Genomic DNA, 22733 nt, shown 5'->3' with positions numbered 1-22733 from the left:
GCGCGCGTTCCGGGCCTCGGGTCGGGCCGTTGACACGCGCCCCGGACGCGTTCAGGTGAGCAGGCGCGTCTCGCAGCGAGTCTCGGCGACACCGTCGCCATCGCGCTCGACGGCCCACACCGCACCGTCGGCCGACTCGGTGAGCATCTCGACCGGCTCGCCGTCGACGTAGAGCACCGCCGCTCCCTCGTCGAGGCCGAACCCGTTCGGCAACGTTCCGTCGGCGATCGCGCGTTGCAGAGCGGGGCGCCGGTCGGGCTGCGAGTCGTAATGCACCCCGACCGATCGGTCGACGAAACCGAGCGCGTCGTCGATCACGGCGACCGGCCCGAACGTCGTGGTGGGGCCGCCGACGTGCCAGCAGATCGCGCCGGCCGAGGTGCCCGCCAGCACGGTCCCCTGATCCGCCGCCTCGGCGAGCACCTCGGGCAATCCGTGCACCCGCCACACGGCGAGGAGGTTCGCGACGCTACCACCGGCGACCCAAACGAGATCGCTCGCCAGCACGGCCTCGCGGAGGTCCGGCTGGTTCCGCCCGAACAACCGGATGTGGACGGCGTCCACTCCGAGCTGCTGCGCGGCCGCCAGCTCGCGGCCCTCGTCGACGCGCTGGTCCCCCGCGGCGGTGTTCACGAACGCGACCCGGGGCCGCCGTCCCGTCACACCGGTCAGGTCGAGGGCGTACCGCTGCAGCGGGCTGAACTCGACATCGCCCCACTGCGCGGGGCTCCACCCGCCGCACGTGGCCAGGATCGTCCGACTCTTGCTCATGAGAGCATCACCTCCGGTGCGTTCCAGGCTCGCACGCGAACGCCGCCGAGCCCGTCGCGCTCCGACCCCCCGGGCAACGCGAAGCCCACGCGGCGCTCCTCGCCGACATCGAGCCCGAACGCGTTGTCGTCCAGCACCGCCCCCAGCCCGTGCGGGAACCCATCGATGAGCACGATCGGCGCCGGATGTTCGCCGACATTGCGAACGACGATGGCGTCATCCTCGACATGCGCCGACACGGCAGTCGACGGCAGCTCCGACAGGGGCGAGGTCAGCTCCGCATACGGCTGCAGCAACTCGGCGACCGGCGTCGCGGCGGCCTCGTCGAGGGGCCGCGCCTCCAGCGCGCGCAGCGCGGCATCCTTCCGCTGATGGTTGAACGGGTACCACTGCGACGAGATCCGCCCGCCCGCGGCATCCTGCAGCGTCACGGCGAGGACGAGCGGCTCGACCGGCCGCCCGCCGAGCGGCGCGACGATCTCGGTGGCGTCCACGCGACCATCGGCCGCGACGTCGACCCTCGACTCGTGCTCGACGACGAGCCGAAGATCGGCGTCGTACAGGCGCACGAACAACCGGGCGCCGACAACCGTCGAGGGCGTGTCGTTCGATACGTGGATGCGGGCGCGGAACGTCTCGGTCGCCGACCAGTCGAACTTCTCGTACGTCGCATACGCCGATACCGGGGCGCCGAACTGCTTCGCGCGGTAGTACGAGAGCTTGGGCACGCCGTAGTAGTCGATGACCGCCCAGGACGCCCCCGGGAACGCTTCGCCGATCTTGTAGAACCAGTAGGCCGACGTCTTGTCGCCGCTGTGGGCGCGCATCCGCTCCGATGCGAACCGCAACGCATCCCCCTGCCCCAGCTGCGAGTACTCGACGAACGCGCGCCAGTCGCGAATCGGCCCGTACGCGGCGTACCGCGCCTGCTTGAACAGATCGAACAGCGAGAACTGCGACTGGTGCTGCATGATCGCCCCGTGCTCGGGCGGCGGCCACTGGTCGAGCAGGCCGGGGTCGAGGAAGCGCGCCATGCTCGAGAGGTCGCACTGGCTCGACAGGCCGTACTCGCCGAAGACCGCCGGCAGCAGGCCGGTGTACGCCTCGACGGGCATGCCCTCGTGATACACGCCGTAGAAGTGCTCGCTGCCGCCCCACGGGTCGGTCCGGTGGAACGGCCGCTCGGGGTCGTACTGCGCGACCCGCCGCCCGATGACCGTCAGCAGATCGTCCGAGGTGATCGTCGCGGGGTTCTCGTTTCCCCCGCCCCACATGATGAGCGAGGGATGATTGCGCAGCCGGCGGACGATGCGCGACACCTGTTCGTCGATCGTCGCGAGGTCGGCGCCCGTCGAATCGAGCCCGAACGTCAGCGGAAACTCCTGCAGCACGAGGATGCCGCGACGATCGCATTCGTCGTAGAACTCGTCGCTCTCGATCGTCCCGCCACCCCACGCGCGGAGCATCTGCAGGTTTCCGTGCACGACGAGGTCGAGGATGTGCCGATCGACCTCGAAGCCGCGGCGGGCCATCGGATCGGTCCAGCACCAGTTGGCGCCCTTGAGGAACAGCTCACGCCCATTGACGACGAAGCGCCAGTCGTAGACGTCGGGCCCGTGGCTGCCCGCCAACGGCTCCATGCGCACCGAGCGGATGCCGAACCGGGTGGCGAGCGCCTGCCCCGCAGCCCGCACCTCGGCCGTGTACAGCGGCTGCTCGCCATACCCGAACGGCCACCAGAGCCGCGCATCCGGCACGTCGATCTCGATGTGGTGCCGCGTCAGGTCGGGGCCGGCGGCGGCCGACACCCCGAGCTCGGCGACCGCGACGCCCTCGGGATCGCGGATCGTCACCGACACCGCAAGCGACTCCGGCCCCGACTCCGCGCGGCCGTGAGGCGCGACGACATCCCACTGAACGCGCACCCGTGCCGCGCCCTCGCGGGCGTCGGTCACCACGACCGCCAGATCGGCGAGCTCGACCGCGGGCACGCGCTCGAGTCGGACGCCGCGCCAGATGCCCATCGAGATGAGATGCCCGTAGTGCCAGCCCCAGCCGGGAGACGGCTTCATCACGCCATGCCAGTCGCGCGGCGGCGGATCGATGCGGACGACGATCTCATTCTCGGCGTCGAGATCGAGCACCGTGGTCACGTCGACATCCGGTCCGCCGTACATGCCGACGTGCCGCGCGACCGGCCGACCGTTCACGAACACGGACGCCGCGTAGTCCAGGCCGTCGAACGAGAGACGGATGCGGTCGCCCCGCCAGTCCTCGGGCACCCGGAAGCGACGGGCGTACCACCACTCCTGCTGCTCGATCCGGGTGCGGCGGAAGTACCACGGCCATTCCTCGGGCACGCCGTGCTCGGTGAGTTCGGCGTAGGTGTTGTCGTCGACGAGCGGGTCGGCCATGACTCCCGCGGCGACGAGCGCCCCCTGCACCGTGCCCGGGACCGTCGCCGTCACCCACGTCGACCGGTCGGTGTCGGGCCGGTGCCAGCCGACGGGGCTGCGCCGCGCGGCATCCGATCGGTCGCCGAGCCAGCGCTCGATCGAGAACTCCCGCCCCGGCAGCGACCCCGCGAGCAACCACTCGCCGTCGAGCGACACGACGTCGGCCTGAGAACCGGCGGGCGCCTCGGCGACCGCACCCTCCCTCGCGACCTGCGCCTCGCGCGACGGGACCGAAGCGTGGTGCTCGATCCAGCGGTCTCCGAGCAGCGGGGAGCTCAGCCACCGCTCGCGTTCGATGCCGTCCAGCGACGCCGCCACCGCTTACTTCACCGCGCCCGCGTACAGGCCGCTGACGAAGTAGCGCTGGGCGAAGACGAACAGCAGCAGGATGGGCAGGCTCATGATCAGCACGGCGGCCATGATGTTGCCCCAGTCGGCGAGGTACTGCGCCTTGAAGTACAGGACACCCGTCGTCAGCGTGCGCTTGCCGGGGTCGGTGAGCAGCAGTTGCGGCACGAGGTAGTCGTTCCAGACGCCGACGCCCTGCAGCACCCAGAAGGTCGCGACGGCCGGGCGTGCGAGCGGGAAGAAGATGCGCCAGAACAGCTGGAAGTAGCCGGCGCCATCGATGATCGCGGCCTCGACGATCTCGCGCGGCACCTGCCGCATGAACGCCGCCATGAGGAAGACGCCGAAGGGCAGGGCTCCCGCGATGTAGAGCAGGATGACACCGGCGTAGCTGTTGATCAGCCCGAGGTCGCGCACGACGCGGAACTGCGGCACGAGCGCGAGCTGCATCGGCAGGAAGATGCCGGCGGCGAGCAGCAGGTAGATACCCGAACCGATCTTCGTGGCCTGACGGACGATGGCGTACGAGGCGAGCGCGGCCACGAAGGTCGCGACGGTCATGCTGACGAGCGTCAGCAGGATCGAGTTCGCGAACAGGTTCGTGAAGTTCGCCTCGTTCCACGAGGTGACGAAGTTGTCGAAAGTCGGCGAGATCGGCAGACCCGTCGGGTTCGTCAGCACCTCGAGGTTGGGCTTGAACGCCGTGATCACGATGATCACGAGCGGGTAGATCATCAGGATGCTGAGGATGATCAGCAGGACGTTGACGGGGACGCGTCGCAGCAGACGCGTCGTGGTGCGGCTGTTCATCGACCCTCCTCCTCCGCGGCGATGCGGTTGTTCAGGCGGTTCTGCACCGCTGCGATGGCGATGAGCACGATGATGACCAGCACGGCCATGGCCGAGGCGTAGCCGAAGTTGTTGTTGACCATGCCCTCCTGGAAGACCTGGGTCATATACAGCTGTGTCGAGTTGCCCGGCCCGCCTCTCGTCATCAGATAGACGGTGTCGAACGCGCGCAGCGCGCCGTTGATCGACAGCACCAGCACCAGGCCGATCGAGGGGATCATCAGCGGCAGCGTGATGAAGCGCAGGGCCTTCCAGCCGCGCGCCCCGTCGACCTTCGCGGCCTCGAGGATCTCACCCGGGATCGTCGACAGTCCGGCGAGGAAGATGACGATGTTGAAGCCCAGGCCGCTCCACAGGTCGACGAGGATGACGCTGTAGAGGGCGAGGTCGTAGTTGCCGAGCCAGTCCTGCGCGAGGCCGCCGAGCCCGAGGCTGCGGAGGATGGTGTTGAACGTCCCCGTGGTGGGGTCGTACATGAAGCTCCACACGAACACGATCGCGACCGGCGAGATCACCATCGGCGCGAAGAAGATCGCGCGGTAGATATTGCCGAGCCGCAACTGACGGTGCAGCAGCACGGCGAACAGGAACGCCAGCACCGTCTGCACGACGATCTTGAAGAATCCGTAGATCGCGGTGTTGCCCACCGCCTCCATCAGCACCGGGTCGCCCGAGAAGATCCGCACGAAGTTGTCGAGCCCCAGGAACTCCCACGCGCGGTTGAATCCGCGGGCGTCGGTGAAGCTCGCCACCACGACCTGACCCATCGGGTAGACCGTGAACACCAGGTACAGGATCAGGGCCGGCGAGATCGCCACCCAGAACTTCCCGGCCGAGCTCCGGCCGGTCCAGAGGCGTTCCTTCAGCGTCGTGCGCTTCCGGAGGGCGGTCACGTTCTCCGGGTCGTCCAAGGCGAGGACGCGAGGATCTTCGACGCGCGTGCTGCTCATGTCGTTCCAATCGGGTCGGTCGGGGGAACCACGACGGCGGCGTCGCGGGGGTCGATGGTGAGGATCGCGTCTGTCGCGTCGAGGCTCGTGTCGGCCGAGCCGTCGAGACGCACGATCAGCGAGCCGGCCGGAAGACCGCCCATGCGCACCCGCACAGGCGCGTCACCGAAGTTCGCGACGACGACGACGCGCGAGGAGTCGTCCTGCCCCCGTCGCCAGACGGTGTGGCGAACCAGCGCGGCCGAGCCGGATGCGTCGGCCGCCGTCACCGTGACGGCGGCGTCGGCCACCAGCTCGCCGTTCCACAGCCATTCCGCATAGCGGCGGCGGACATCCTCGGCGCGGCGCGCGCGCTCCACGGTCGCCGGCATGTCGGCCGGGCGTCCCTTGAAGTTGAACGGCTCCAAGCTCATCGCATAGCCGTCGAGCAGGCTCTGGGCGATCATCCCGTGCTCGTCGAACCCGGTCAGCGCGGTGACGATGCGGGCGCCGGGGCGCAGCATCCTGCCGACGGGACGGTGGTGGGGCGATGCGCTGCGGAAGTACGACACGTCGTAGTCCTCGAACTGCGCGTCGTACGCGCCCTCGGCGGCGATGACGAAGGTGTCGGCCGCGTCGCCGAGGCGAGCGCGCATGTCGTCGATGTACGCCGCGTCCCACGTGAAGGCGCTCGCGCCGACGGGATGGCCATGATCGTCGGCGAAGCACAGCAGAGCGCGTCCGTGGTAGAGCGACTCGTCCGCCAGGATGCCGTCGGCGCCCCAGGACGCCATCTCGGCGACCTCGCCGGCGATGCGGTCGCGCAGCTCGCGTACTCCGAAGCACAGCGGCACGTACCAGGGGGTGCTGATGCCGTAGCGCTTGCGCGAGGAGTGGTAGACCGGCCCGGGCTGAGCGTAGGGCTGGCCGTGGGGGTCACGCGACACGAAGGGTTCGAGCTCCTCCCAGTTCGGGCCGGGCTTCTCGACCCACACATATTTGACGTAGAGCACGGTGGCGACGTCGAGCTCGCGAGCGCGATCGAGCGCACGCTGCAGGCCGGCGGGTCCGCCGAGCTTCGCCGCCGGGCGGTGCCACGGGACGAGACCGTCCTGTCCGCCCTCGTTCCAGCCGACGATCTGGATCGCGCCGACCCCGGTCGACGCGCACTCCTCGATGATGTCGACGAGGTCGTCGAAGTCGTAGCGGGGCTCGCCCTCGGTCGACATGAGCTGCACCTGCAGCCAGAGCCGGGGCTCCGCGAGCCAGGCCGCGCGTGAACGCCGGGTGGGCGCCTGGTTGCGGCGGTACGGCTCGAGCGAACCGGTCCAGTCACCCGCGTACGGCGTGAGCGACATCGCGGGCAGCTCGATGCGGTTGCCGGTCGCGGCGGGGAAGTGGATGGCGTCGAGCGTGACGGCGGCATCGAGCCCGGCGGTGCGGGCGAGGCTGTCGGCGAATCCGGGCTCGAGCGACGCACGCCAGCCGATGAAGTCGAGCGTCGGTTCCGCCGGCATGACGGTGATGCCGCCGGCATCGGTCACGAGGGCGACGAACGGGGAGGTGGGGTTGCCGACGAGCTCGGGCCGCAGGTTGCCGCTGGCGTAGTCCGGGAACATCGTGCCCCAATAGGGGGCGTTGCTGTCGAACACGGGCAGCAGGCCCACGCGCGTGCCGGTGGAGTAGTCGACCCCGCGCAGCTCGAGCTCGGCCGTCGTCGGCCTCACGCCGCGCACGGACGGGAAACGCACGGCTTCGACGCCGCCTTCCTCGAGGTCGAGCGAGAGCGTGAGCCGGAGACCGGCCTGCTCGATCGCCGCGGTGACCGTGATGTCACCGCGAAGCCTCTCGCCCGCGGACGTGATGGGGTCGAGCCATCGCAGCGTCACAGCGTTGCCGCCGGCAGCGAGCTCGTGGTGGGACAGCGTCTGCTGCGCGGTCTGAACGACGACGGTGCGGTCGCCGCCGCGCGGGACCTCGACGACGAACAGCGAACCCGCGCTCGCCTCTTCCAGCCACGGGCCGACCCTGCCATCATCGAATCGCACGAGGCCGCCGGTGCGGGCATCGAAGGCGATCGACAGGTGCGGGCCCTCGAGGGTGAGGAGCTGGGTCACGGAACACTTCCTTGAGTTGCGTTGTGTAGCCACACTACACGAATGACGGGAGAAGACCCCCGATATCGCTCCAAACGAGCAGATATCGGGGGTCCTGGGTAGCGAAGCTACCGTTTGGTCACCGAGATGCGCGGATCTCTTCGAGCGTTGCGTCGAGCTCCGCGATGACCGACGCCGAGTCGGTCCGGCCGGCGATGAGGTTCTGCATGCCCACCAGCAGCGTCTCCTGCAGCTGCGGGTGCGCGGGCAGCACCATCGGGCGGAACGTCTTGCCCTGCCAGGCGTCCGCCATGTCGCCGAACAGCGGGTCCACCGACGAGACGTCGACCCCCTCGGTCACCGGGAAGGCCTTCACCCCCGTCAAGAACTCGGCGTAGACGTCGTCCTGGAAGAAGAAGTCGATGAAGCGCTCGGCCGCGTCGACCTTGTCGTTGCCCGGGTTGATGCCCCACGCCACGAGGTAGCTTCCCCACATGTCGGCCACGTCGGCGTCGAGGGTGGGGAAGTTCATGTACCCCGGGTCGACGCCGGCAGCGCGGGCGTCGGAGAGGATCCAGGTCGCGGGGAATATCGCGGCCTTGCCCGAGAGGAATGCCGTCTTGGCGGCCGACTGGTTCGTGCCGACCGGGTCGGGCATGTAGTACGGCACCAGCTCCTCGACGACATCCAGAGCACTCTCGTAGCCGGGCGTCTCGGCGAACGTCGTCTCCCCCGCGAGCAGCTCGTCGATGATGTCGGGCTCGGCCGGGAACACGTGCTCCGCCATCGCGTAGTACGCGATGAACTGCGGCCACCAGCTGTCTTGAGCGGACATCGCGAACGGCACGATCCCTGCAGCCGACAACTTCTCGGCGGCATCCTTCAGCTCGGTGTACGTCTGCGGGATCTCGCCGATGCCGGCCTGCTCGAACAGCGCCGTGTTGTAGATGATCCCGTTGCCCGACTGCGAGATGGGCACGTAGTAGGCGCCGTCGCCGCCCGAATCGCGCGTCGCCTCGAGTGCCGCGGCAGCGTCGAGCCGTCCGAGGAAGTCCGTCGACGACAGGTCGGCGGCGAAGCCGTCCTGGATGAAGTCGGTGAGGTTCTTCGGGTCGAACCCGTAGACGTCCGGCCCCGCGCCTCCCGACAGCCGAGTCTTCAGCACGTTGTCGTAGTCGCTGGTGTTGACGAACTCGGCGTTGACGGTGACGTCGGGATTGGCGTCCTCGAAGGCGGCGATGACCTTCTCATACGCCTTCTGGTTGTCGCCGCCGTCGCCCCACATGAGAAAGCTGAGCTCGGTCCCGCCGTCGCCCGCGCTGCCGCATCCGGTGAGCGCCGCCGCCGCGAGCGCGGCCACGCCGGCCGCGCTCGCGAGACGGACACGGGGGCCGTGCGTCATCGGTTGTTCGCCACGTACTGGGCGAGAGCGGTGTCGAGATCGGCGAGCACCTGCTGCGTGTCACGCTGACCGCTGATGATGTTCTGCAGGCCGACCAGCAGCGCGTCCTGGATGCTGGGGTCGGTCGGCGAGAACGCCGCGACGAACTGCTTGCCCTCCCACGACGCCTGCATGTCGGGGAACAGCGGGTCGACGTCGGCGCCGATCTCGATGCCGGTCGTGGTCGGGAAGAGCTTCACCTTGCCGAGGAACTCGGTGTAGACGTCGTCCTGCATGAAGTAGTCCAGGAACTTCTGCCCGGCATCGAGCTTGGCGTCGCCGTTGTTCGGGTTGAGACCGAAGCGCACCTGGTAGGTGCCCCAGATGGTGTCGGCCCCGTCATCCGTCGTCGGGAAGTTCATGTACTCGACATCGAGGTCGGCGTCACGGGCGTCGGAGAGGATCCACGTAGCGGGGAACATCGCCGCCTGGCCGCTGAGGAACGCCGACTGCGCGGCGGTCTGGCTCGTGCCGACCGGGTTGGGCATGTAGTAAGGCGTGAGCTCGCGGACGATGTCGAGCGAGTCCGCCCACGCCTTGCTGTCCGAGAACGTCGTCTTGCCGGCAGCCATCTCGGCCCCCAGCTCCTCGTTGGCACCGTGCTCGGCCAGCGGGTAGTAGACGATGAACTGCGGCCACCAGTTGTCCTGCGCGCTCATCGCGAAGGGCGTGATGCCCGCGGCCTTGAGCTTCTCCGAGGCCGCCAGGAGCTCGGTGTAGGTCGTGGGCTCCTCGGTGATGCCGGCCTGGTCGAACAGCGCCTTGTTGTAGATGAGACCGTTGCCCGAGAGCGAGATCGGCAGGTTGTAGGTGCCACCCGCGCGCTGCGAATCCTCCGCAGCCTCGGGGGTCAGCTTCGACAGGTAGCTCTCGCCGCCGTCGGAGAGATCGGCCGCGAAGCCGTCGGCGACGAACGTGTCGATGTTGCCGAGGTCGAAGCCGTAGACGTCCGGACCGGCCCCGCCCGAGAGGCGGGTCTTGAGGATGTTGTCGTAGTCGTTGGTGTTGAAGAACTCCGCGTTGACGGTGATGTCGGGGTTGGCTTCCTCGAACGACGCGATGACGTCCTCGTACGCCTTCTGCGTGTCACCGCCGTCGCCCCACATCAGGAAGCTGAGCTCCGTCTTCCCGCCGCCGGCGTCACCCGCGCACCCGGCCAGAGTGCCGACGGTCGCGAGCGCGACTCCGACGAATGCTGTCCCCTTGAGCCACTTCTTCATGGCTTCTCCCTGTCTTCATCGATGGTCGACGCCCGCTGGAGGCGCGACGTCCGGGTATTGGTAGCGAGACTACACGTTGGCGCCTCATTCGTCGCGTGTTTACCGAATTGAGACGTTCTACCCGCCAATTTCGCTAGTGCTACTACTTTCTCGGCCGTGATCGTGGCTAGGGTGATGCCTCATGGAATCCTCGCAGCAGCCGCACGCCATCGGACGACGCATCACCGTCAACACCGTGGTGCGACGCCACCAGATCGAGGCCACCCGCACGCGATCGCTGTGGGAGGACGAATCCGAGCTCCACTCGGCGGAGCTCGTCGAGCGGTTCTCCGACACCGTGCGCGCGGCGATCCCGGATGCCCGGCTGACCTGGGCGATGTCATGGGGCGCCCTCACCGACGACTCGTCGCGCTACCGCGACGTGCGCACCGCCGTTCGTCGTGCGGCCGAGGCGCACGGCGACGACATCGCCTTCGTGCCCGGCGGGTTCTTCGCCAACCTGTACGGCTCACGCGAGGACGTCTCGCGCGACATCGCCGACGCAGCCGATCTCATCGCGCAGGAGTTCGGTCGCGACCCCCGGTCGCTGGTCGCCGGCTTCCTCTCGGCGCACAACATCGCCGATGCGCGCGGCCGCGGGATGCGGACGGTGCAGGGCAACATCTGGAGCCAGTTCGACATCGATCTGCAGGACGGTGACGGCTCGATCGCCTACCCCTACTACCCGTCGTCATCGCACTTCCTCGTACCCGGGCGGGGCGATCAGCGCATCGACGCCGTCCAGCTCGACGGCTGGACGGTCGACCTCGTCGCCGCGCGAACCGCCGGGATGTCGTCGGACTACAACTCGCGTCTGGGCCTCGGCCCCATCGAGACGCTGCATCGCCTGCCCCGCGCCGACGCGCTCCGCGAGCTGAACGCGACGAGCGAGGCGCACTTGAACGACCGCAACGTCGAGCGCAACGGTCTGGGCTGGCTGACGGTCAACTACGAGATCAGCGAGGTCGCCCGCGGGCTCGAGACCGATCCCTCGATGCTCGATGCCTGGGGCGGCTGGCTGGGAGGCCTGCGCGATCGCTGGCCGGATCTGAGGATGCCGACGATCGCCGAGTTCGGCGACGAGTGGCGCACGCGGCATCCCGACAACGAGCGGCTCGCGTACCTGCTGCAGCAGAGCGGCAGCGGTGTGCAGGCGTCACGGCTGGGCGAGACGGTGACCTGGTTCATGACGGCCGGCTTCCGCCTGGGCGTGGTCTCGGATGCCGACGGCATCCGAGTGTTCGACTACACCGCCTACGACGGCGACGCGGTCGAACCGTCAGGTCTCGGCGACCGGCGCTGGAGCCTGCTCGGCGAGATCAACCAGAAGCGCACCCGCCCGCAGGACGAGCCGGTGCCGCTGCGCCGATTCCTGGCAGCGCATCCCGAGGTCGATGCGGCATTGGATGCCGGCTACGGCCAGAGCGTCGAGCTCGCGGCATTGCGGGAAGAGGCATGACTCGGCTTCACCGCCTGACCGTCGACCACGACGTCGACCGCGTCGGCACCGGCCCCCGGCCGCTGTTCGGGTGGGAGATCGTCACAGACGAGCCGGGCAGCCGGCAGACCTCGTGGCGCCTCGAGGTCCGAGACGTCCGAGACGTCGTGCTCTGGGACTCCGGCGTCGTCGCGGACGACCGCTCGGTCGACATCCCGTACGCGGGTCCGCCGCTCGCGGCTCTCGCACGTCACCGATGGCGCGTCGAGGTCGAGACCACCGCCGGACCGGCCACGGGCGAGGGGACCTTCGTCACGGGCGTCGTCGATGCGGACTGGCGAGGCGCCCGGTGGATCGGCGCCGCCGAGCCGTCCGCGGCGGCTCCGATCGTGCGCGGCGCCTTCACTCTCGACGCCGCACCGATGGAGGCCTATCTGGTCGTCGCCGCCGGAGGTCTGGCGCACGTCGAGCTCGACGGCCGATCCGTGGACGACTCCGTGCTCGGGCCCGGGTTCACCGATTACGACGTCGTCGCCCAGTACACCGTGGTCGACCTCACCGATCGGCTGACTCGCGGCGCCCATGTGCTGACGGCGGAGCTCGGCCGCGGCTTCTACGGCATGCGAGGCCGCAACACCTGGAACTGGGAGACGGCCCCCTGGCACGACGACCCCTGCGTCCGCCTGTTGCTCGTCATCCGGGGGGCCGACGGTGACCAGACCGTCGTGACGGACGACACCTGGCGAGCGGTCGACGGAGCGACCACGAGCGACGACCTGTACGCCGGCGAAGATTTCGACGCACGGCGTCGTGTCGTCGGAGTGGGTTCCGCCGACACCGACGTCTCCGGCTGGCCGCGCGTGCGGATGGCGACCGGCCCTGCCGGAGCGCCCGAGCCGCAGCGACAGCCGCCCATCGTCGTCGCGGGGCATCTCGAGCCGGAGTCCGTGGTCGAGCTCGGCGAGGGCCGCTGGGTCGTGGGCTTCGAACGGGTCATCGCGGGCTGGGTCGAGATCGAAGCCGAGGGTGCCGCCGGTGACGTGATCGAGCTCCGTTTCGGAGAGACCCTCGAGCCCGACGGGACGCCGAACTACGAGGACGAGAAGGGCTACTTCGACGGGCGGTTCCAGACGGACCGCATCATCCTCGACGACACGGGCGTCGACGGGCCGCTGCGGTGGCATCCGCGGTTCACCTGGCACGGGTTCCGCTACGTCGAGGTGCGCGCGCCCCGTCTTCCCCGATTGCGGGCGGCGATCGTGCACACCCGGGCCCCGCGAATCGGCCGCTTCTCGTGCTCCGATCCCCTGCTGAACACGATCCACGAGCTCACGGTGCGCACGATCGTGAGCAACCTGCACGGCATCCCGACCGACACCCCGAAGTACGAGAAGAACGGGTGGACGGGCGACGGGATGGTCGGCGCGCGGATGATGCTCCAGAACCTCGACACGCACGAGTTGCTCGCCAAGTGGACGGCCGACATCGCCCATTCCCGCCACGGTGCGGGTGCCCCCGAGGTGATCGCGCCCCACGGCGGATGGCGCATGGACTGGTCTCCCGCGCCGACGTGGCACTCCGCGCTGCTCCTCGTGCCGTGGGAGGTGCACCTGCAGCGAGGCGACCGAGACGTGCTCGCGGCGGTGTGGCCCGATGCCCGCGACTACCTCCGCTTCGAGATCGACCGATCGCCCGGCGGCATCGCCGAGACGACGCTCGGCGACTGGGTCGCCCCCGACACGGATGCCGGCGGCGGCAACCCGCCCGAGGACGCCCGTGTCGCCGCGACCGCCTTCCTCATCGCCATGTGCGACACCGCCGCCCGGATCGCCGTCGAGCTCGGAGAACCCGCGGATGAATGGTTCGCGGCGGCGCAGCGCAGTCGCGAGGCGTTCGTCGCGACCTTCTGGGATGCCGATCGAGCCGAGGTCCGGGGCGTCGGCGACGACGGGTACCGGCAGGCCCATGCCGTCCTCGCCCTCGCTTTCGACATCCTCCCCGAAGACGCCCGACAGCCCGCCGCCGATCGTCTCGCCGCCGACGTGCGCGACCGTGATGGCCACCTGTGGACCGGCGCGCTCGCGACGAAGCACATCCTGCCGGTGCTGACACGGTTCGGGCACGCGGATGCCGCTGTCGCGGTCGCGACGCAGACGACTTTCCCGAGCTGGGGCCACTGGGTCGAGCTCGGGGCCACGTCGCTCTGGGAGCACTGGAAGCCGGAGTCGCGCTCGCGCGGACACTACTTCCTCGGCACCATCGACGACTGGCTCTACGGCGATGTCGCCGGGCTGCGTCCGCTAGCGGCGGGCTGGCGTCGAGCCGGTATCGAACCGCGGGTGACCGCCACGTCGCTGACGTCGGCCGAAGGGTCGGTGCGAACGCCCTACGGCGACCTCACGGTGCGCTGGCGGCGTGGGGGCGAAGATCTCGCTCCGGACGAGGTGGAGCTCACCTGCGAGGTTCCCGTCGGGATCACCGCCGAGGTCGTGCTGCCGGGCGTCCGACGGGAGGTCGGCTCAGGCGGGCACACGCTCCGTGCGCACGTCTGAGCCGGCCGTCCGGTTCACCAGGCCGAGTAGCCTCCGTCGGCGAGAACGATCGACCCGGTGAGGTACGAAGCAGCGTCGGAGGCCAGGAAGGCCACGAGCGATGCGACCTCTTCGGGCGACCCGAGCCGTTGCATCGGAGTGCGCCGGATCCAGTCGTCCCACCACTCACCCGGGACGCCGTCCTTCGTCAGATCGGTGCCGATGTACCCCGGCGCCACGGCGTTGACCCGGATGCCGGCGTCGACGTACTCGACGGCGAGCGACTTCACCGCCAGGTGCACCGCGCCCTTCGACGCGTTGTAGGCGGCCTGCCGCTGCGGCGCGTTCGCGAGCTCTCCCGACATCGACCCGATCGCGACGATCGATGCGCCGCGGGTCATGTGACGAGCGGCCTCGCGGGCGCACCAGAATGTTCCGGTCGCGTTGACGGCGAGCACGGCGTCCCACGCCTCGCGCGAGATCTCGGACGACGGCTGGTGGTTGGCGATGCCCGCCGAGGTCACCAGGATGTCGAGCCGGCCGTGGCGTTCGGCGACGCCCGCGAACACCTCGGCGACCCCCGCCGCGTCGGTCACGTCGAGGTGTACGTACTCGACTCCCCCACCGAGAGACTCCGCCGCGGCGCGGCCGACGTCGTCGAGGAGGTCGGCGATGACGACGGTCGCTCCGAACTCGCGCAGCGCGGTGACGCAGGCGAGTCCGATGCCCCGGGATCCGCCGGTGACGACGGCCACTCTGCCGTCCAGTTCGAGCCGTTCGCGGTACATCTCTGTGCCCTTCCGAGGTGGTGGGGTAAGGTTTGTAGCGATACTACATGGAGGGGGGATCCGTGACCACGGACACCGCACCCGGCGCATCCGGCACCACCGCAGCGCCCACGGAGGACTCGAGCGACACGCTCCTGGAGCGCATCACACGGCAGCTTCCGAGCCTGCGACGATCCGAGCAGCGCGTCGCCGCCATCGTGCTCGACAATCCCGTCGGGGCGGTTCAGTTCACGATGGCGGGGCTGGCCGAAGCCGCCGAGGTGAGCGAGCCGACGGTCATGCGCTTCTGCGCCTCGGTCGGGTGCGAGGGGTTCCAGGACTTCCGCATCCAACTCGCCCAGACGCTCGCCCTCGGCTTGCCGGTTACCCATTCGTCGATCACACCCGACGACTCGAGCGCCGACCTGTCGGAGAAGATCTTCGACCACACGATCTCGAGCCTCGACCGGGCTCGCCGCACGCTCGACGCCGCGGCGGTCGAGGACGCCATCGCGCTGATCCTCGACGCATCCGACATCCTGTTCGTCGGCTTCGGCGCGAGCGGCATCATCGCGCAGGACGCGCAGCAGAAGTTCCCCCTGTTCGGGGTGCCGTGCCAGGCGCCGGAAGACTTCCACCAGCAGTTCATCGCCGCGACGATGAGCGGGCGGCGATCGGTCACCGTCGCGATCTCGAACACCGGCCACACCGAGCAGACGATGATCGTCGCCGAGGCGGCACGCAAGGCCGGCGCGTCCGTCATCTCCATCACCGGGCGCCCGAGCCCGCTGTCCGAGATCGCCACCGTTCCGCTCATCGCACGCACCTTCGAGGACACCGACGTCTACACGCCGTCGACCAGTCGTCTGGCCGGCCTCGTCGTCATCGACATCCTCGCCACGGGCGTCGCGCTCCGCCGCAGCCCCGAGCACACGGCCGCCATCCGCCGGATGAAGAGCGAGCTGGCCTCGATGCGCCACGGCGGCGGCGGCGACGAAGCCGTCGCCGACCAGCAGCCCTCGTCATGACGACTCGTCAGCGACGCGTGCTGGTCACGTCGCGGTCGTTCGGAGGCGGAGGCACCGACTTCGCCGCCGAGCTGGATGCCGCCGGCTACGAGGTCGTGCGCGCGAGTCCCGCGCACGATCTGGAGGAGCTCGCGTCGCTGCTGCCTGACGCCGACGGGTGGATCGCCGGCACGGGCCCGGTCACGGCGGCGCACCTCGAGCTCGCACCCGCACTGCGCGTCATCGCCCGCTACGGCGTCGGGGTCGACAAGGTCGACGTCGCGGCGGCCGCGGCGCGCGGCGTCGTGGTCACGAACACCCCCGGCGCGAACTCGAGCGCAGTAGCCGAGCACACCGTCACTCTTCTCCTCGCGGCCCTGCGCGGCGTGCCGGCGGCCGACCGCCGGGTCCGCTCCGGCGACTGGTCGGGCTGGCAGGCGCGCGAACTGTCGGCACTGACCGTGGGCGTGCTCGGCCTCGGGCGCATCGGACGCCTTGTCGTCGAACGGCTCGGCGGCTTCCGGCCGCGGGTGCTCGGCGCCGATCCCTGGGTACCGGCCGACGACTCGATCTTCGACGGAATCGAGCGAGCGTCCGCCGATGACCTCGCCCGATCGTGCGACGTCGTCACCCTGCACGCCCCCGGAGGCCAGACCGTCGTCGATGACGCCTGGCTCGCGGCATCCGATCGGCCGGTGCTGCTGGTGAACACCGCGCGCGCCGACCTCGTCGACGAGGATGCCGTCGCCGCCGCGCTGCGGTCGGGCCGGGTCTGGGCCTACGCCGCCGACACCCTCGCGACCGAGAATCACGGCGACGGCGCCTCGCCCCTGCTCGCCCCCGATCTCGCCGATCGTGTCATCGTCACGCCGCACCTCGCCGCCCAGACCCGCGAGGGCGTCGACGGCATGGGCAGCATGGCCACCGCCGACCTGCGCGCCGTGCTCGAGGGCCGTCAGCCGCGGCACCCGGTCGCGCCGTGACCGACGCGCGCGGGCGGGTCCGCACGGTGACGGGCGACGTCGGGCCCGACGCCCTCGGCACCGTGAACTATCACGAGCACCTGTTCCAGCGCTCCCCGCTGCTGCCCGGCGACGACCTCGACGACGAAGACGCATCGGGGCGCGAGGCCGTGGAGCTGCGGGAGTCGGGCTTCGCCACGCTCGTCGACGCGACCCCGCTCGGCCTCGGACGGCGACCCCACGCGATCCGTCGCATCTCGCGCGCGACCGGCCTCACCGTCGTCATGACCACGGGCGCTCACCGCCGCGAGCACTATGCCGAGGATCATCCGTTGCTCTCGGCATCCGAGGACGAGCTCGCGGCGGCGTTCCTCCGCGACCTGACCGTCGGTGCCGCCGAGGGGCTCGCTGCCGGTCAGGATGCCGCGCCGCGGGCCGGCGTGCTCAAGGTCGGTCTCGGCTACTGGCGCATCGACGAGGCGGCCCGCCGGGCCATCGCGGCGGTCGGCGCCGCACACCGCGAGACGGGCGCGCCGGTGATGGTGCACCTCGAGCACGGCACGGCTGCCCACGAGGCTCTCGACGCCCTCGCCGCCGTCGGCGTCGCCCCCGATCGTGTCGCGCTGGCCCACATCGACCGCAACCCCGACCCGGGGCTGCACGCCGAGCTCGCCGCGCGAGGCGCGTTCCTCGGTTACGACGGCGCTGCGCGGGCTCGCGACTGGCCCGACTCCGTGCTGATCGACTGCCTCGCCGAGACCGCTCGGCGCGGCGGAGCCGACCGCGTGCTGCTCGGCGGCGACGTCGCCCGCGCGACGCGTTATCGCGCCTACGGCGGCATCCCGGGCCTGCGCTATCTCGGCGACCGCTTCGTGCCGCGCCTGCGCGACGCCGCCGGCGACGACGTCGTCGATCGCGTCCTGCGCCGCAACCCCGCCGCCTGGCTCGCCTGGCGCGTCTGACGCGGGCGAGCCGGCGACGAGCCCGCTCGTCAGGCGTCGACGCGAGCGGGGTTCAGGTCTCCGGCCGAACGGATGATGCCGGACGCCGTGAAGGCCTGCGGATCGATCCCGGCAGGGGCCGTGATGGTGAAGGCCTCGCTCTCTCCGGGAAGCAGCGTCACGAGCCCGTGATCCACCCGCGCCGTCGCGTCGACGCGGTCGACCTGCAGCACGAGGTCCTTCAGGAGCGACCCTGCCGTGACGCGCACCTCGTAGCCCGCGTCTGTCGACACCGCCATCGCCTCGAAGCCGTCGGGCTCGAGGGCGAGCCCGGGGTCCTCGGCGAAGTACCAGAGCGCGCGCTCCCCCGTCGACAGCTCGGCGGCGATGAGCTCGCGGGCGGGATCCGACGCCGTCGCGATCGCGTCGGGAACCGGCACCGTCACCGCCTGCCGCGGCTCGACATTCACCGTGGCGGGCTCATCGGCCAGCACGGCCCCGTCGAAGCCGGTGCGCCGCAGCGTCAGCGCGGCATCCCAGACGGCGTCCGTGTCGTTGTGCAGCACGACGGCCAGACCGTCCTCGCGCGGCTGGATCGTCACGAACCGGTCGGCGTACACGGCGCGCAGCGCGTGCCACAGCGGCTTGCGGTGACCGTGCCCGTCGACCGCGGCCCACGAGATGACCGGCCAGCAGTCGTTGAGCTGCCAGACGATCGCACCCTGGTTGAGGGGATGCAGCGACCGGAAGTGCTCGATGCCGAAACGCACCGCGCGTGCCTGGTTGAGCTGGGTCGCCCAGTGCCAGTCCTCGATCGTGCGGGGCGCGGCGATGTGGTCGCCGAGGCCGCGCTCGAGCTTGCCGTTTCCGTCCTGTGCCTTCTGGTGCACCAGCATGAGCGGTCCGTACGGGTCGGCCGGCTCGTCGTGGACGACCGAGAACAGCGTCGACCATGCGGGCGGACCCTGGAAGCCGAACTCCGATACGAACCGCGGGCGGTAGGTGCGGTACACGTCGTAGTCGACCTGGTTCCAGACGTCCCAGATGTGGGTCGTGCCGTGGGCGGGGTCGTTGGGGTGCACGTACGAGCTGAACCCGTAGGGGCTGCCGGGCGAGTACGGCGTCGTCGGCGCGAGCTCGGCCACGATCTCGGGGAAGAGCCGCTGGTAGTAGCCGTCGCCCCACGTCGCGCCGCGCAGCCGCGACCGCCAGTTCCAGTCGACCCAGCCCCAGATGTTCTCGTTGCCGCCGTTCCAGATGACGAGGCTCGCGCGGCCGGTCAGCCGCGCGACGTTGTCACGGGCCTCCGCGGCGAACTCGTCCCACAGCTCGGCGTCCTCGCTGTAGGCGGCGCAAGCGAGCAGGAAGTCCTGCCAGACGAGGATGCCGCGCTCGTCGGCGAGGTCGTAGAAGTCCTCCGACTCGTAGATCCCGCCACCCCAGACGCGCAGCAGGTTCATGTTCGCGTCGACGGCGTCGTCGAAGCGCTCGGCGAGACGTTCCCGCGTCACCCGGGGGAAGAAGGTGTCTTCGGGGATCCAGTTCGCTCCCTTGACGTAGACGGGCTTTCCGTTGACGGCGAGCGCGAAGGGGCTGCCGTCCTCGTCGGCCTCGACGTCGAGCGTCACCGAGCGGAAGCCGATGCGACGACCGGTCTCGACCTCGCCGACCGCGACCCGCAGGTCGTAGAGCGGCTGGTCGCCGTACCCTCGAGGCCACCAGAGCTCGGCGTCCGCGGCGCGCAGCGACAGTGTCGCGCGGGCCTCACCGTGCGCGACGGATACGGCGGCACGCTCGCCCGCGACCTCGGCCACGATCTCGCGGCTCCCCGTTCCGGCGGCATCCGCGTCGAGCGCCTGCCACTCGAGCTCGACGTGCACGTCGACACGCCGCGGATCATCATCGACGCCGATGACGGGACGGACGGCGACGATGCGGACCTCGCTCCAGCTCTCGATGCCGATGTCGCGCCAGATGCCGGCCGTCACGACGGCGGGACCCCAGTCCCACCCGAAGTTGCACGCCGACTTGCGGATCGCGTTGAAGGGGTGGACGTACGAGTGCGGGCGTTCGCCGAGGACAGCCTCGCGCTCGCGGGCGTAGGCGATCGGCGACGAGAACTCGACGCGCAGGATGTTGTCGCCCTCGCGGAGCAGCTCGCCGAGCCGCCACCGGTAGGTGCGGTGCTGATTGACGGTGCGGCCCAGCTCTCGTCCGTTCAGAATCACGCGGGCCACGGTGTCGAGCCCGTGCGCGACGAGGTCGTGGACCGCCTCGTCGTCGTCCGACCAGGCGAAGGTCGTCTCGTACGCCCAGTCGGAGTGGCCGATCCAGGCGAGCGCCGACTCGTTGTCGTCGACATACGGGTCGGGGATCAGGCCGGCGGCCAGCAGGTCGGTGTGCACGACCCCGGGGACTGTCGCGGGGATGCTCGAACGGGCGGTCTCGGCGAAGGTCTCCGGCACATCTCCAGCGACGTGCGTGAGGTGCCAGCCGGAGTGCAGGGCATGGAAAGTCACCCTCTAGAAGTAGCACAACTACCGGAATACCGCGCCTCCCGGCGCGGCTAGCCGCGTTCGTTGCACCTCGCACGCCTATTCACGTAGTATCACTACCGATCCGAGACCCGGGTCGTGATGAATGGATGTGAGCATGTGCGCCGCTGCACGACCGGCTGAACCCGCCGCCCTCACCGTCGAGGCCCTCGCCGGTGCTCTCGCGGGCCCGACCGAACGGTACGAGAAGCACCTCGTCGACCTGCGGGGCCTCTACCGAGACGCCGATGCCTTCGAGGCCGCTCTCGCTGCCGATGACGGGGCTCCCGTGTACTGGGTCGACAGCAGCACCCCCGACACGGGCCGCGGTGCGCTGACGATCGGCCTCAGCGTTCTGCGTCCCGGCCGGGTCGGCGACGAGTTCGCAATGACTCGAGGTCACCTGCACGCCCAGGCCGAGTTCGCGGAGCTGTACTACGGCATCGCTGGATCGGGCGTCATGCTCCTCGACAGCGTCGACGGAGAGTCTCGGGCCGTGCCGATCGCACCCGGCGTAGCCGTCCACGTGCCGGGCGGATGGGTGCACCGCAGCGTCAACGTCGGCGACGAGCTGCTCGTGACACTGTTCGCGTACGCCACCGAGGCGGGGCAGGACTACGGCATCATCGAACGCGCGGGTGGCATGAGCCAGCTCGTGGTCGCCGACGACGCCGGCGGCTGGACCGCTCGCCCCAATCCGGATCACGGAGGCTACCGTGCCTGACACCACGACCACGGCCGGCGCCGAGGCCGTCCTGAGCGACCTCGCCGCCCATATCGACATCAGCTGCGTCCAGGCGCAGCACGCGCGCGCCGACATCGAGGAGCTCGCGCGGCGCGCCAGTGCCGGATCCTTCGTCAGCGCACACGTCCTTCCGGGGTGGCTCCCCGTCATCCGCGAGCTGCTGACCGGGACCACCGTCCTCGCCGGATCGCCCGTCGGGTTCCCCAGCGGCGGCGCGACCACCGCGACGAAGGTCGCCGAGGCGCGCGAGCTGCTCGACCTCGGCGCGCAGGAGCTCGACGTCGTCGTGGCGATCGGCCGCCTGCGCTCGGGCGAGACCGGCTACGTGACCGACGAGCTCGCCGCGGTCGCGGACATCGTCGGCGGACGGGTGCCGCTGCGCGCGATCCTCGAGGTCGGTCACCTCGACGAGGCCGCGATCCGCCTCGGCGTGGATGCCGCCGTCGCTGCCGGCATCCCGTGGATCAAGACGGGCACCGGGTGGTCGGGCCGCCCCACGACGATCGACCACATCCGGATCATCGCCGACCAGGTCGACGGTCGCGCCGCGATCAAGGCGGCCGGCGGCATCCGCGACATCGAGACGGTCCGCGCCATGGCGGCCCTCGGGGTCACGCGGTTCGGCATGAACGCCGACTCGGCCGTCGCGGCGGTCGCGGCGGCGACAGGCGCACGGGGAGACGACGCATGAGCATCATCCAGACCATGAACGCGACCGAGCTGCGGCCGGCCCAGACCCCGACGCTCTACTTCATCGGGGTGACGACCGGTCGGTCGTCGATCCAGCAGGTGTTCCCGCGCTGGGCCGACGAGCTCGGGCTCGACGGTGCCGTGCTGCAGGGCATCGACCTGCCGCTCCACGCGCCGCGCGAAGACTATCGACGGGTCGTCGACTTCATCGCGAACGATCCGCTGAGCCTCGGCGCCCTCGTCACGACCCACAAGATCGACCTCTTCGCCGCCTGCGCCGACATGTTCGACGAGATCGACCCGTTCGCACGCCTCATGGGCGAGACGAGCTGCATCTCCAAGCGCGACGGGCGCCTCATCTGCCATGCGAAGGACCCGATCTCGAGCGGCCTCGCCCTCGACGCGTTCCTGCCCCGCGGGTACTGGGAGGGCTCGGGCGCCGACGCCCTCTGCATGGGCGCCGGCGGCTCGACGATCGCCATCAGCTGGTACCTCTCGCGCCGAGACTCGGGCACCGACCGCCCCGAGCGCATCATCGTCACCAACCGGTCGGCCCAGCGCCTCGACCACATCCGCGCGATCCACGCCGAGCTCGACACCGACACCGCCTTCGAGTACGTCCTGACCCCGACCCCCGAGGACAACGACCGCGTTCTCGCGGGCCTCGCGCCGCGCTCTCTCGTGGTCAACGCGACCGGGCTCGGCAAGGACGCGCCCGGCTCGCCCCTCACCGGCGCCGGGGTCTTCCCCGAGCACGGCGTCGCGTGGGACCTCAACTACCGCGGCGACCTCGTCTTCCTCGATCAGGCTCGCGCGCAGGCGCAGTCGCGCGCGCTGCAGGTCGAGGACGGATGGATCTACTTCGTTCACGGCTGGACGCAGGTGATCGCCGAGGTCTTCGACGTCGACATCCCCACCTCGGGACCGTCGTTCGACCGGCTCGTCGAGCTCGCGGGCTCGACGCGCTGA

Annotated in this window: 17 protein-coding genes; 8 read left to right on the top strand and 9 right to left on the bottom strand. The window is 70.1% G+C overall.

Translation table 11 applies throughout. The features are described from left to right. Window positions 1-51: 51 nt before the first annotated feature. The 7 genes from ABIC53_RS13175 to ABIC53_RS13145 all read right to left on the bottom strand — a co-directional run bounded on the left by ABIC53_RS13175 (window position 52) and on the right by ABIC53_RS13145 (window position 10110). Window positions 52-771, bottom strand: a complete 720-nt coding sequence (locus tag ABIC53_RS13175; RefSeq protein ID WP_274179187.1) for a Type 1 glutamine amidotransferase-like domain-containing protein — start codon at window positions 769-771, stop codon at window positions 52-54. Continuing rightward, window positions 768-3545, bottom strand: a complete 2778-nt coding sequence (locus ABIC53_RS13170) for a glycoside hydrolase family 2 protein (RefSeq protein ID WP_274179186.1) — start codon at window positions 3543-3545, stop codon at window positions 768-770. Before ABIC53_RS13170 ends, ABIC53_RS13175 begins: the two co-directional genes overlap by 4 nt. 3 nt (window positions 3546-3548) lie before the next feature. Beyond that, window positions 3549-4385 (bottom strand): carbohydrate ABC transporter permease, encoded by an 837-nt coding sequence (locus ABIC53_RS13165; protein ID WP_112615319.1) that lies wholly within the window; start codon window positions 4383-4385, stop codon window positions 3549-3551. Further along, entirely contained in the window at window positions 4382-5374 is a 993-nt protein-coding gene (locus tag ABIC53_RS13160; RefSeq protein ID WP_023953595.1) for a carbohydrate ABC transporter permease, read from the bottom strand. The genes ABIC53_RS13165 and ABIC53_RS13160 overlap by 4 nt, the downstream gene beginning before the upstream one ends. Further along, window positions 5371-7470: a DUF6259 domain-containing protein gene (locus tag ABIC53_RS13155; protein WP_274179185.1), complete on the bottom strand. Its 2100-nt coding sequence runs from the start codon at window positions 7468-7470 to the stop codon at window positions 5371-5373. The genes ABIC53_RS13160 and ABIC53_RS13155 overlap by 4 nt, the downstream gene beginning before the upstream one ends. Window positions 7471-7588: 118 nt before the next feature. Next, window positions 7589-8851 (bottom strand): ABC transporter substrate-binding protein, encoded by a 1263-nt coding sequence (locus tag ABIC53_RS13150; protein ID WP_274179184.1) that lies wholly within the window; start codon window positions 8849-8851, stop codon window positions 7589-7591. Continuing rightward, window positions 8848-10110 (bottom strand): ABC transporter substrate-binding protein, encoded by a 1263-nt coding sequence (locus tag ABIC53_RS13145; protein ID WP_274179183.1) that lies wholly within the window; start codon window positions 10108-10110, stop codon window positions 8848-8850. Before ABIC53_RS13145 ends, ABIC53_RS13150 begins: the two co-directional genes overlap by 4 nt. 181 nt (window positions 10111-10291) lie before the next feature. Between ABIC53_RS13145 and ABIC53_RS13140 the strand changes: the two genes are divergently transcribed. Both ABIC53_RS13140 and ABIC53_RS13135 read left to right on the top strand, forming a co-directional pair. Then, window positions 10292-11608, top strand: coding sequence for a DUF3863 domain-containing protein (locus ABIC53_RS13140; RefSeq protein ID WP_274179182.1), 1317 nt, complete (start codon window positions 10292-10294; stop codon window positions 11606-11608). Continuing rightward, complete coding sequence (locus ABIC53_RS13135; protein ID WP_274179181.1) at window positions 11605-14139, top strand: alpha-L-rhamnosidase; 2535 nt, start codon at window positions 11605-11607, stop codon at window positions 14137-14139. Before ABIC53_RS13140 ends, ABIC53_RS13135 begins: the two co-directional genes overlap by 4 nt. Window positions 14140-14153: 14 nt before the next feature. Here ABIC53_RS13135 and ABIC53_RS13130 read toward each other — a convergent pair whose 3' ends face one another. Further along, the gene (locus ABIC53_RS13130; RefSeq protein WP_274179180.1) at window positions 14154-14906 is read right to left on the bottom strand and encodes an SDR family NAD(P)-dependent oxidoreductase; all 753 of its coding nucleotides are present in this window, start codon (window positions 14904-14906) and stop codon (window positions 14154-14156) included. 62 nt (window positions 14907-14968) lie between these two features. Between ABIC53_RS13130 and ABIC53_RS13125 the strand changes: the two genes are divergently transcribed. The 3 genes from ABIC53_RS13125 to ABIC53_RS13115 are packed head-to-tail and all read left to right on the top strand — an operon-like array spanning window position 14969 to window position 17816. After that, the gene (locus tag ABIC53_RS13125) at window positions 14969-15913 is read left to right on the top strand and encodes an SIS domain-containing protein (RefSeq protein WP_274179179.1); all 945 of its coding nucleotides are present in this window, start codon (window positions 14969-14971) and stop codon (window positions 15911-15913) included. Then, complete coding sequence (locus ABIC53_RS13120) at window positions 15910-16875, top strand: NAD(P)-dependent oxidoreductase (RefSeq protein WP_112615335.1); 966 nt, start codon at window positions 15910-15912, stop codon at window positions 16873-16875. Before ABIC53_RS13125 ends, ABIC53_RS13120 begins: the two co-directional genes overlap by 4 nt. Next, window positions 16872-17816: a phosphotriesterase family protein gene (locus ABIC53_RS13115; protein WP_114587579.1), complete on the top strand. Its 945-nt coding sequence runs from the start codon at window positions 16872-16874 to the stop codon at window positions 17814-17816. Before ABIC53_RS13120 ends, ABIC53_RS13115 begins: the two co-directional genes overlap by 4 nt. A 29-nt stretch (window positions 17817-17845) precedes the next feature. On the opposite strand, the gene ABIC53_RS13110 is transcribed toward ABIC53_RS13115, so the two are convergent. After that, on the bottom strand, window positions 17846-20314 hold the full coding sequence (locus ABIC53_RS13110; RefSeq protein ID WP_274179178.1) for a glycoside hydrolase family 2 protein: 2469 nt from the start codon (window positions 20312-20314) through the stop codon (window positions 17846-17848). A gap of 133 nt (window positions 20315-20447) precedes the next feature. Here ABIC53_RS13110 and ABIC53_RS13105 point away from each other — a divergent pair, with 133 nt between their 5' ends. From ABIC53_RS13105 to ABIC53_RS13095, 3 genes are read left to right on the top strand one after another with little or no spacing between them, the layout of a single operon-like run. Further along, window positions 20448-21053 (top strand): glucose-6-phosphate isomerase family protein, encoded by a 606-nt coding sequence (locus tag ABIC53_RS13105; protein ID WP_274179177.1) that lies wholly within the window; start codon window positions 20448-20450, stop codon window positions 21051-21053. After that, window positions 21046-21765 carry a deoxyribose-phosphate aldolase gene (gene deoC / locus ABIC53_RS13100; RefSeq protein WP_274179176.1) on the top strand — a complete coding sequence of 240 codons (720 nt, stop codon included), beginning with the start codon at window positions 21046-21048 and terminating at the stop codon, window positions 21763-21765. The genes ABIC53_RS13105 and deoC overlap by 8 nt, the downstream gene beginning before the upstream one ends. Then, window positions 21762-22733 carry a shikimate dehydrogenase family protein gene (locus ABIC53_RS13095; protein ID WP_274179175.1) on the top strand — a complete coding sequence of 324 codons (972 nt, stop codon included), beginning with the start codon at window positions 21762-21764 and terminating at the stop codon, window positions 22731-22733. Before deoC ends, ABIC53_RS13095 begins: the two co-directional genes overlap by 4 nt.

It is taken from the genome of Microbacterium sp. 1262 (genome assembly GCF_040544895.1).
Classification (GTDB): Bacteria; Actinomycetota; Actinomycetes; order Actinomycetales; family Microbacteriaceae; genus Microbacterium; species Microbacterium plantarum.
Note: the sequence above shows the minus strand (reverse complement) of the source record. Positions and strands in the feature narration are given on the sequence as shown.

Bases quoted from the DNA above. Each gene is read 5' to 3' on its own strand.
- ABIC53_RS13175 (WP_274179187.1), bottom strand. From the start codon at position 771: ATGAGCAAGAGTCGGACGATCCTGGCCACGTGCGGCGGGTGGAGCCCC.
- ABIC53_RS13165 (WP_112615319.1), bottom strand. From the start codon at position 4,385: ATGAACAGCCGCACCACGACGCGTCTGCTGCGACGCGTCCCCGTCAAC.
- ABIC53_RS13160 (WP_023953595.1), bottom strand. From the start codon at position 5,374: ATGAGCAGCACGCGCGTCGAAGATCCTCGCGTCCTCGCCTTGGACGAC.
- ABIC53_RS13150 (WP_274179184.1), bottom strand. From the start codon at position 8,851: ATGACGCACGGCCCCCGTGTCCGTCTCGCGAGCGCGGCCGGCGTGGCC.
- ABIC53_RS13145 (WP_274179183.1), bottom strand. From the start codon at position 10,110: ATGAAGAAGTGGCTCAAGGGGACAGCATTCGTCGGAGTCGCGCTCGCG.
- ABIC53_RS13140 (WP_274179182.1), top strand. From the start codon at position 10,292: ATGGAATCCTCGCAGCAGCCGCACGCCATCGGACGACGCATCACCGTC.
- ABIC53_RS13135 (WP_274179181.1), top strand. From the start codon at position 11,605: ATGACTCGGCTTCACCGCCTGACCGTCGACCACGACGTCGACCGCGTC.
- ABIC53_RS13130 (WP_274179180.1), bottom strand. From the start codon at position 14,906: ATGTACCGCGAACGGCTCGAACTGGACGGCAGAGTGGCCGTCGTCACC.
- ABIC53_RS13120 (WP_112615335.1), top strand. From the start codon at position 15,910: ATGACGACTCGTCAGCGACGCGTGCTGGTCACGTCGCGGTCGTTCGGA.
- ABIC53_RS13105 (WP_274179177.1), top strand. From the start codon at position 20,448: ATGTGCGCCGCTGCACGACCGGCTGAACCCGCCGCCCTCACCGTCGAG.
- ABIC53_RS13095 (WP_274179175.1), top strand. From the start codon at position 21,762: ATGAGCATCATCCAGACCATGAACGCGACCGAGCTGCGGCCGGCCCAG.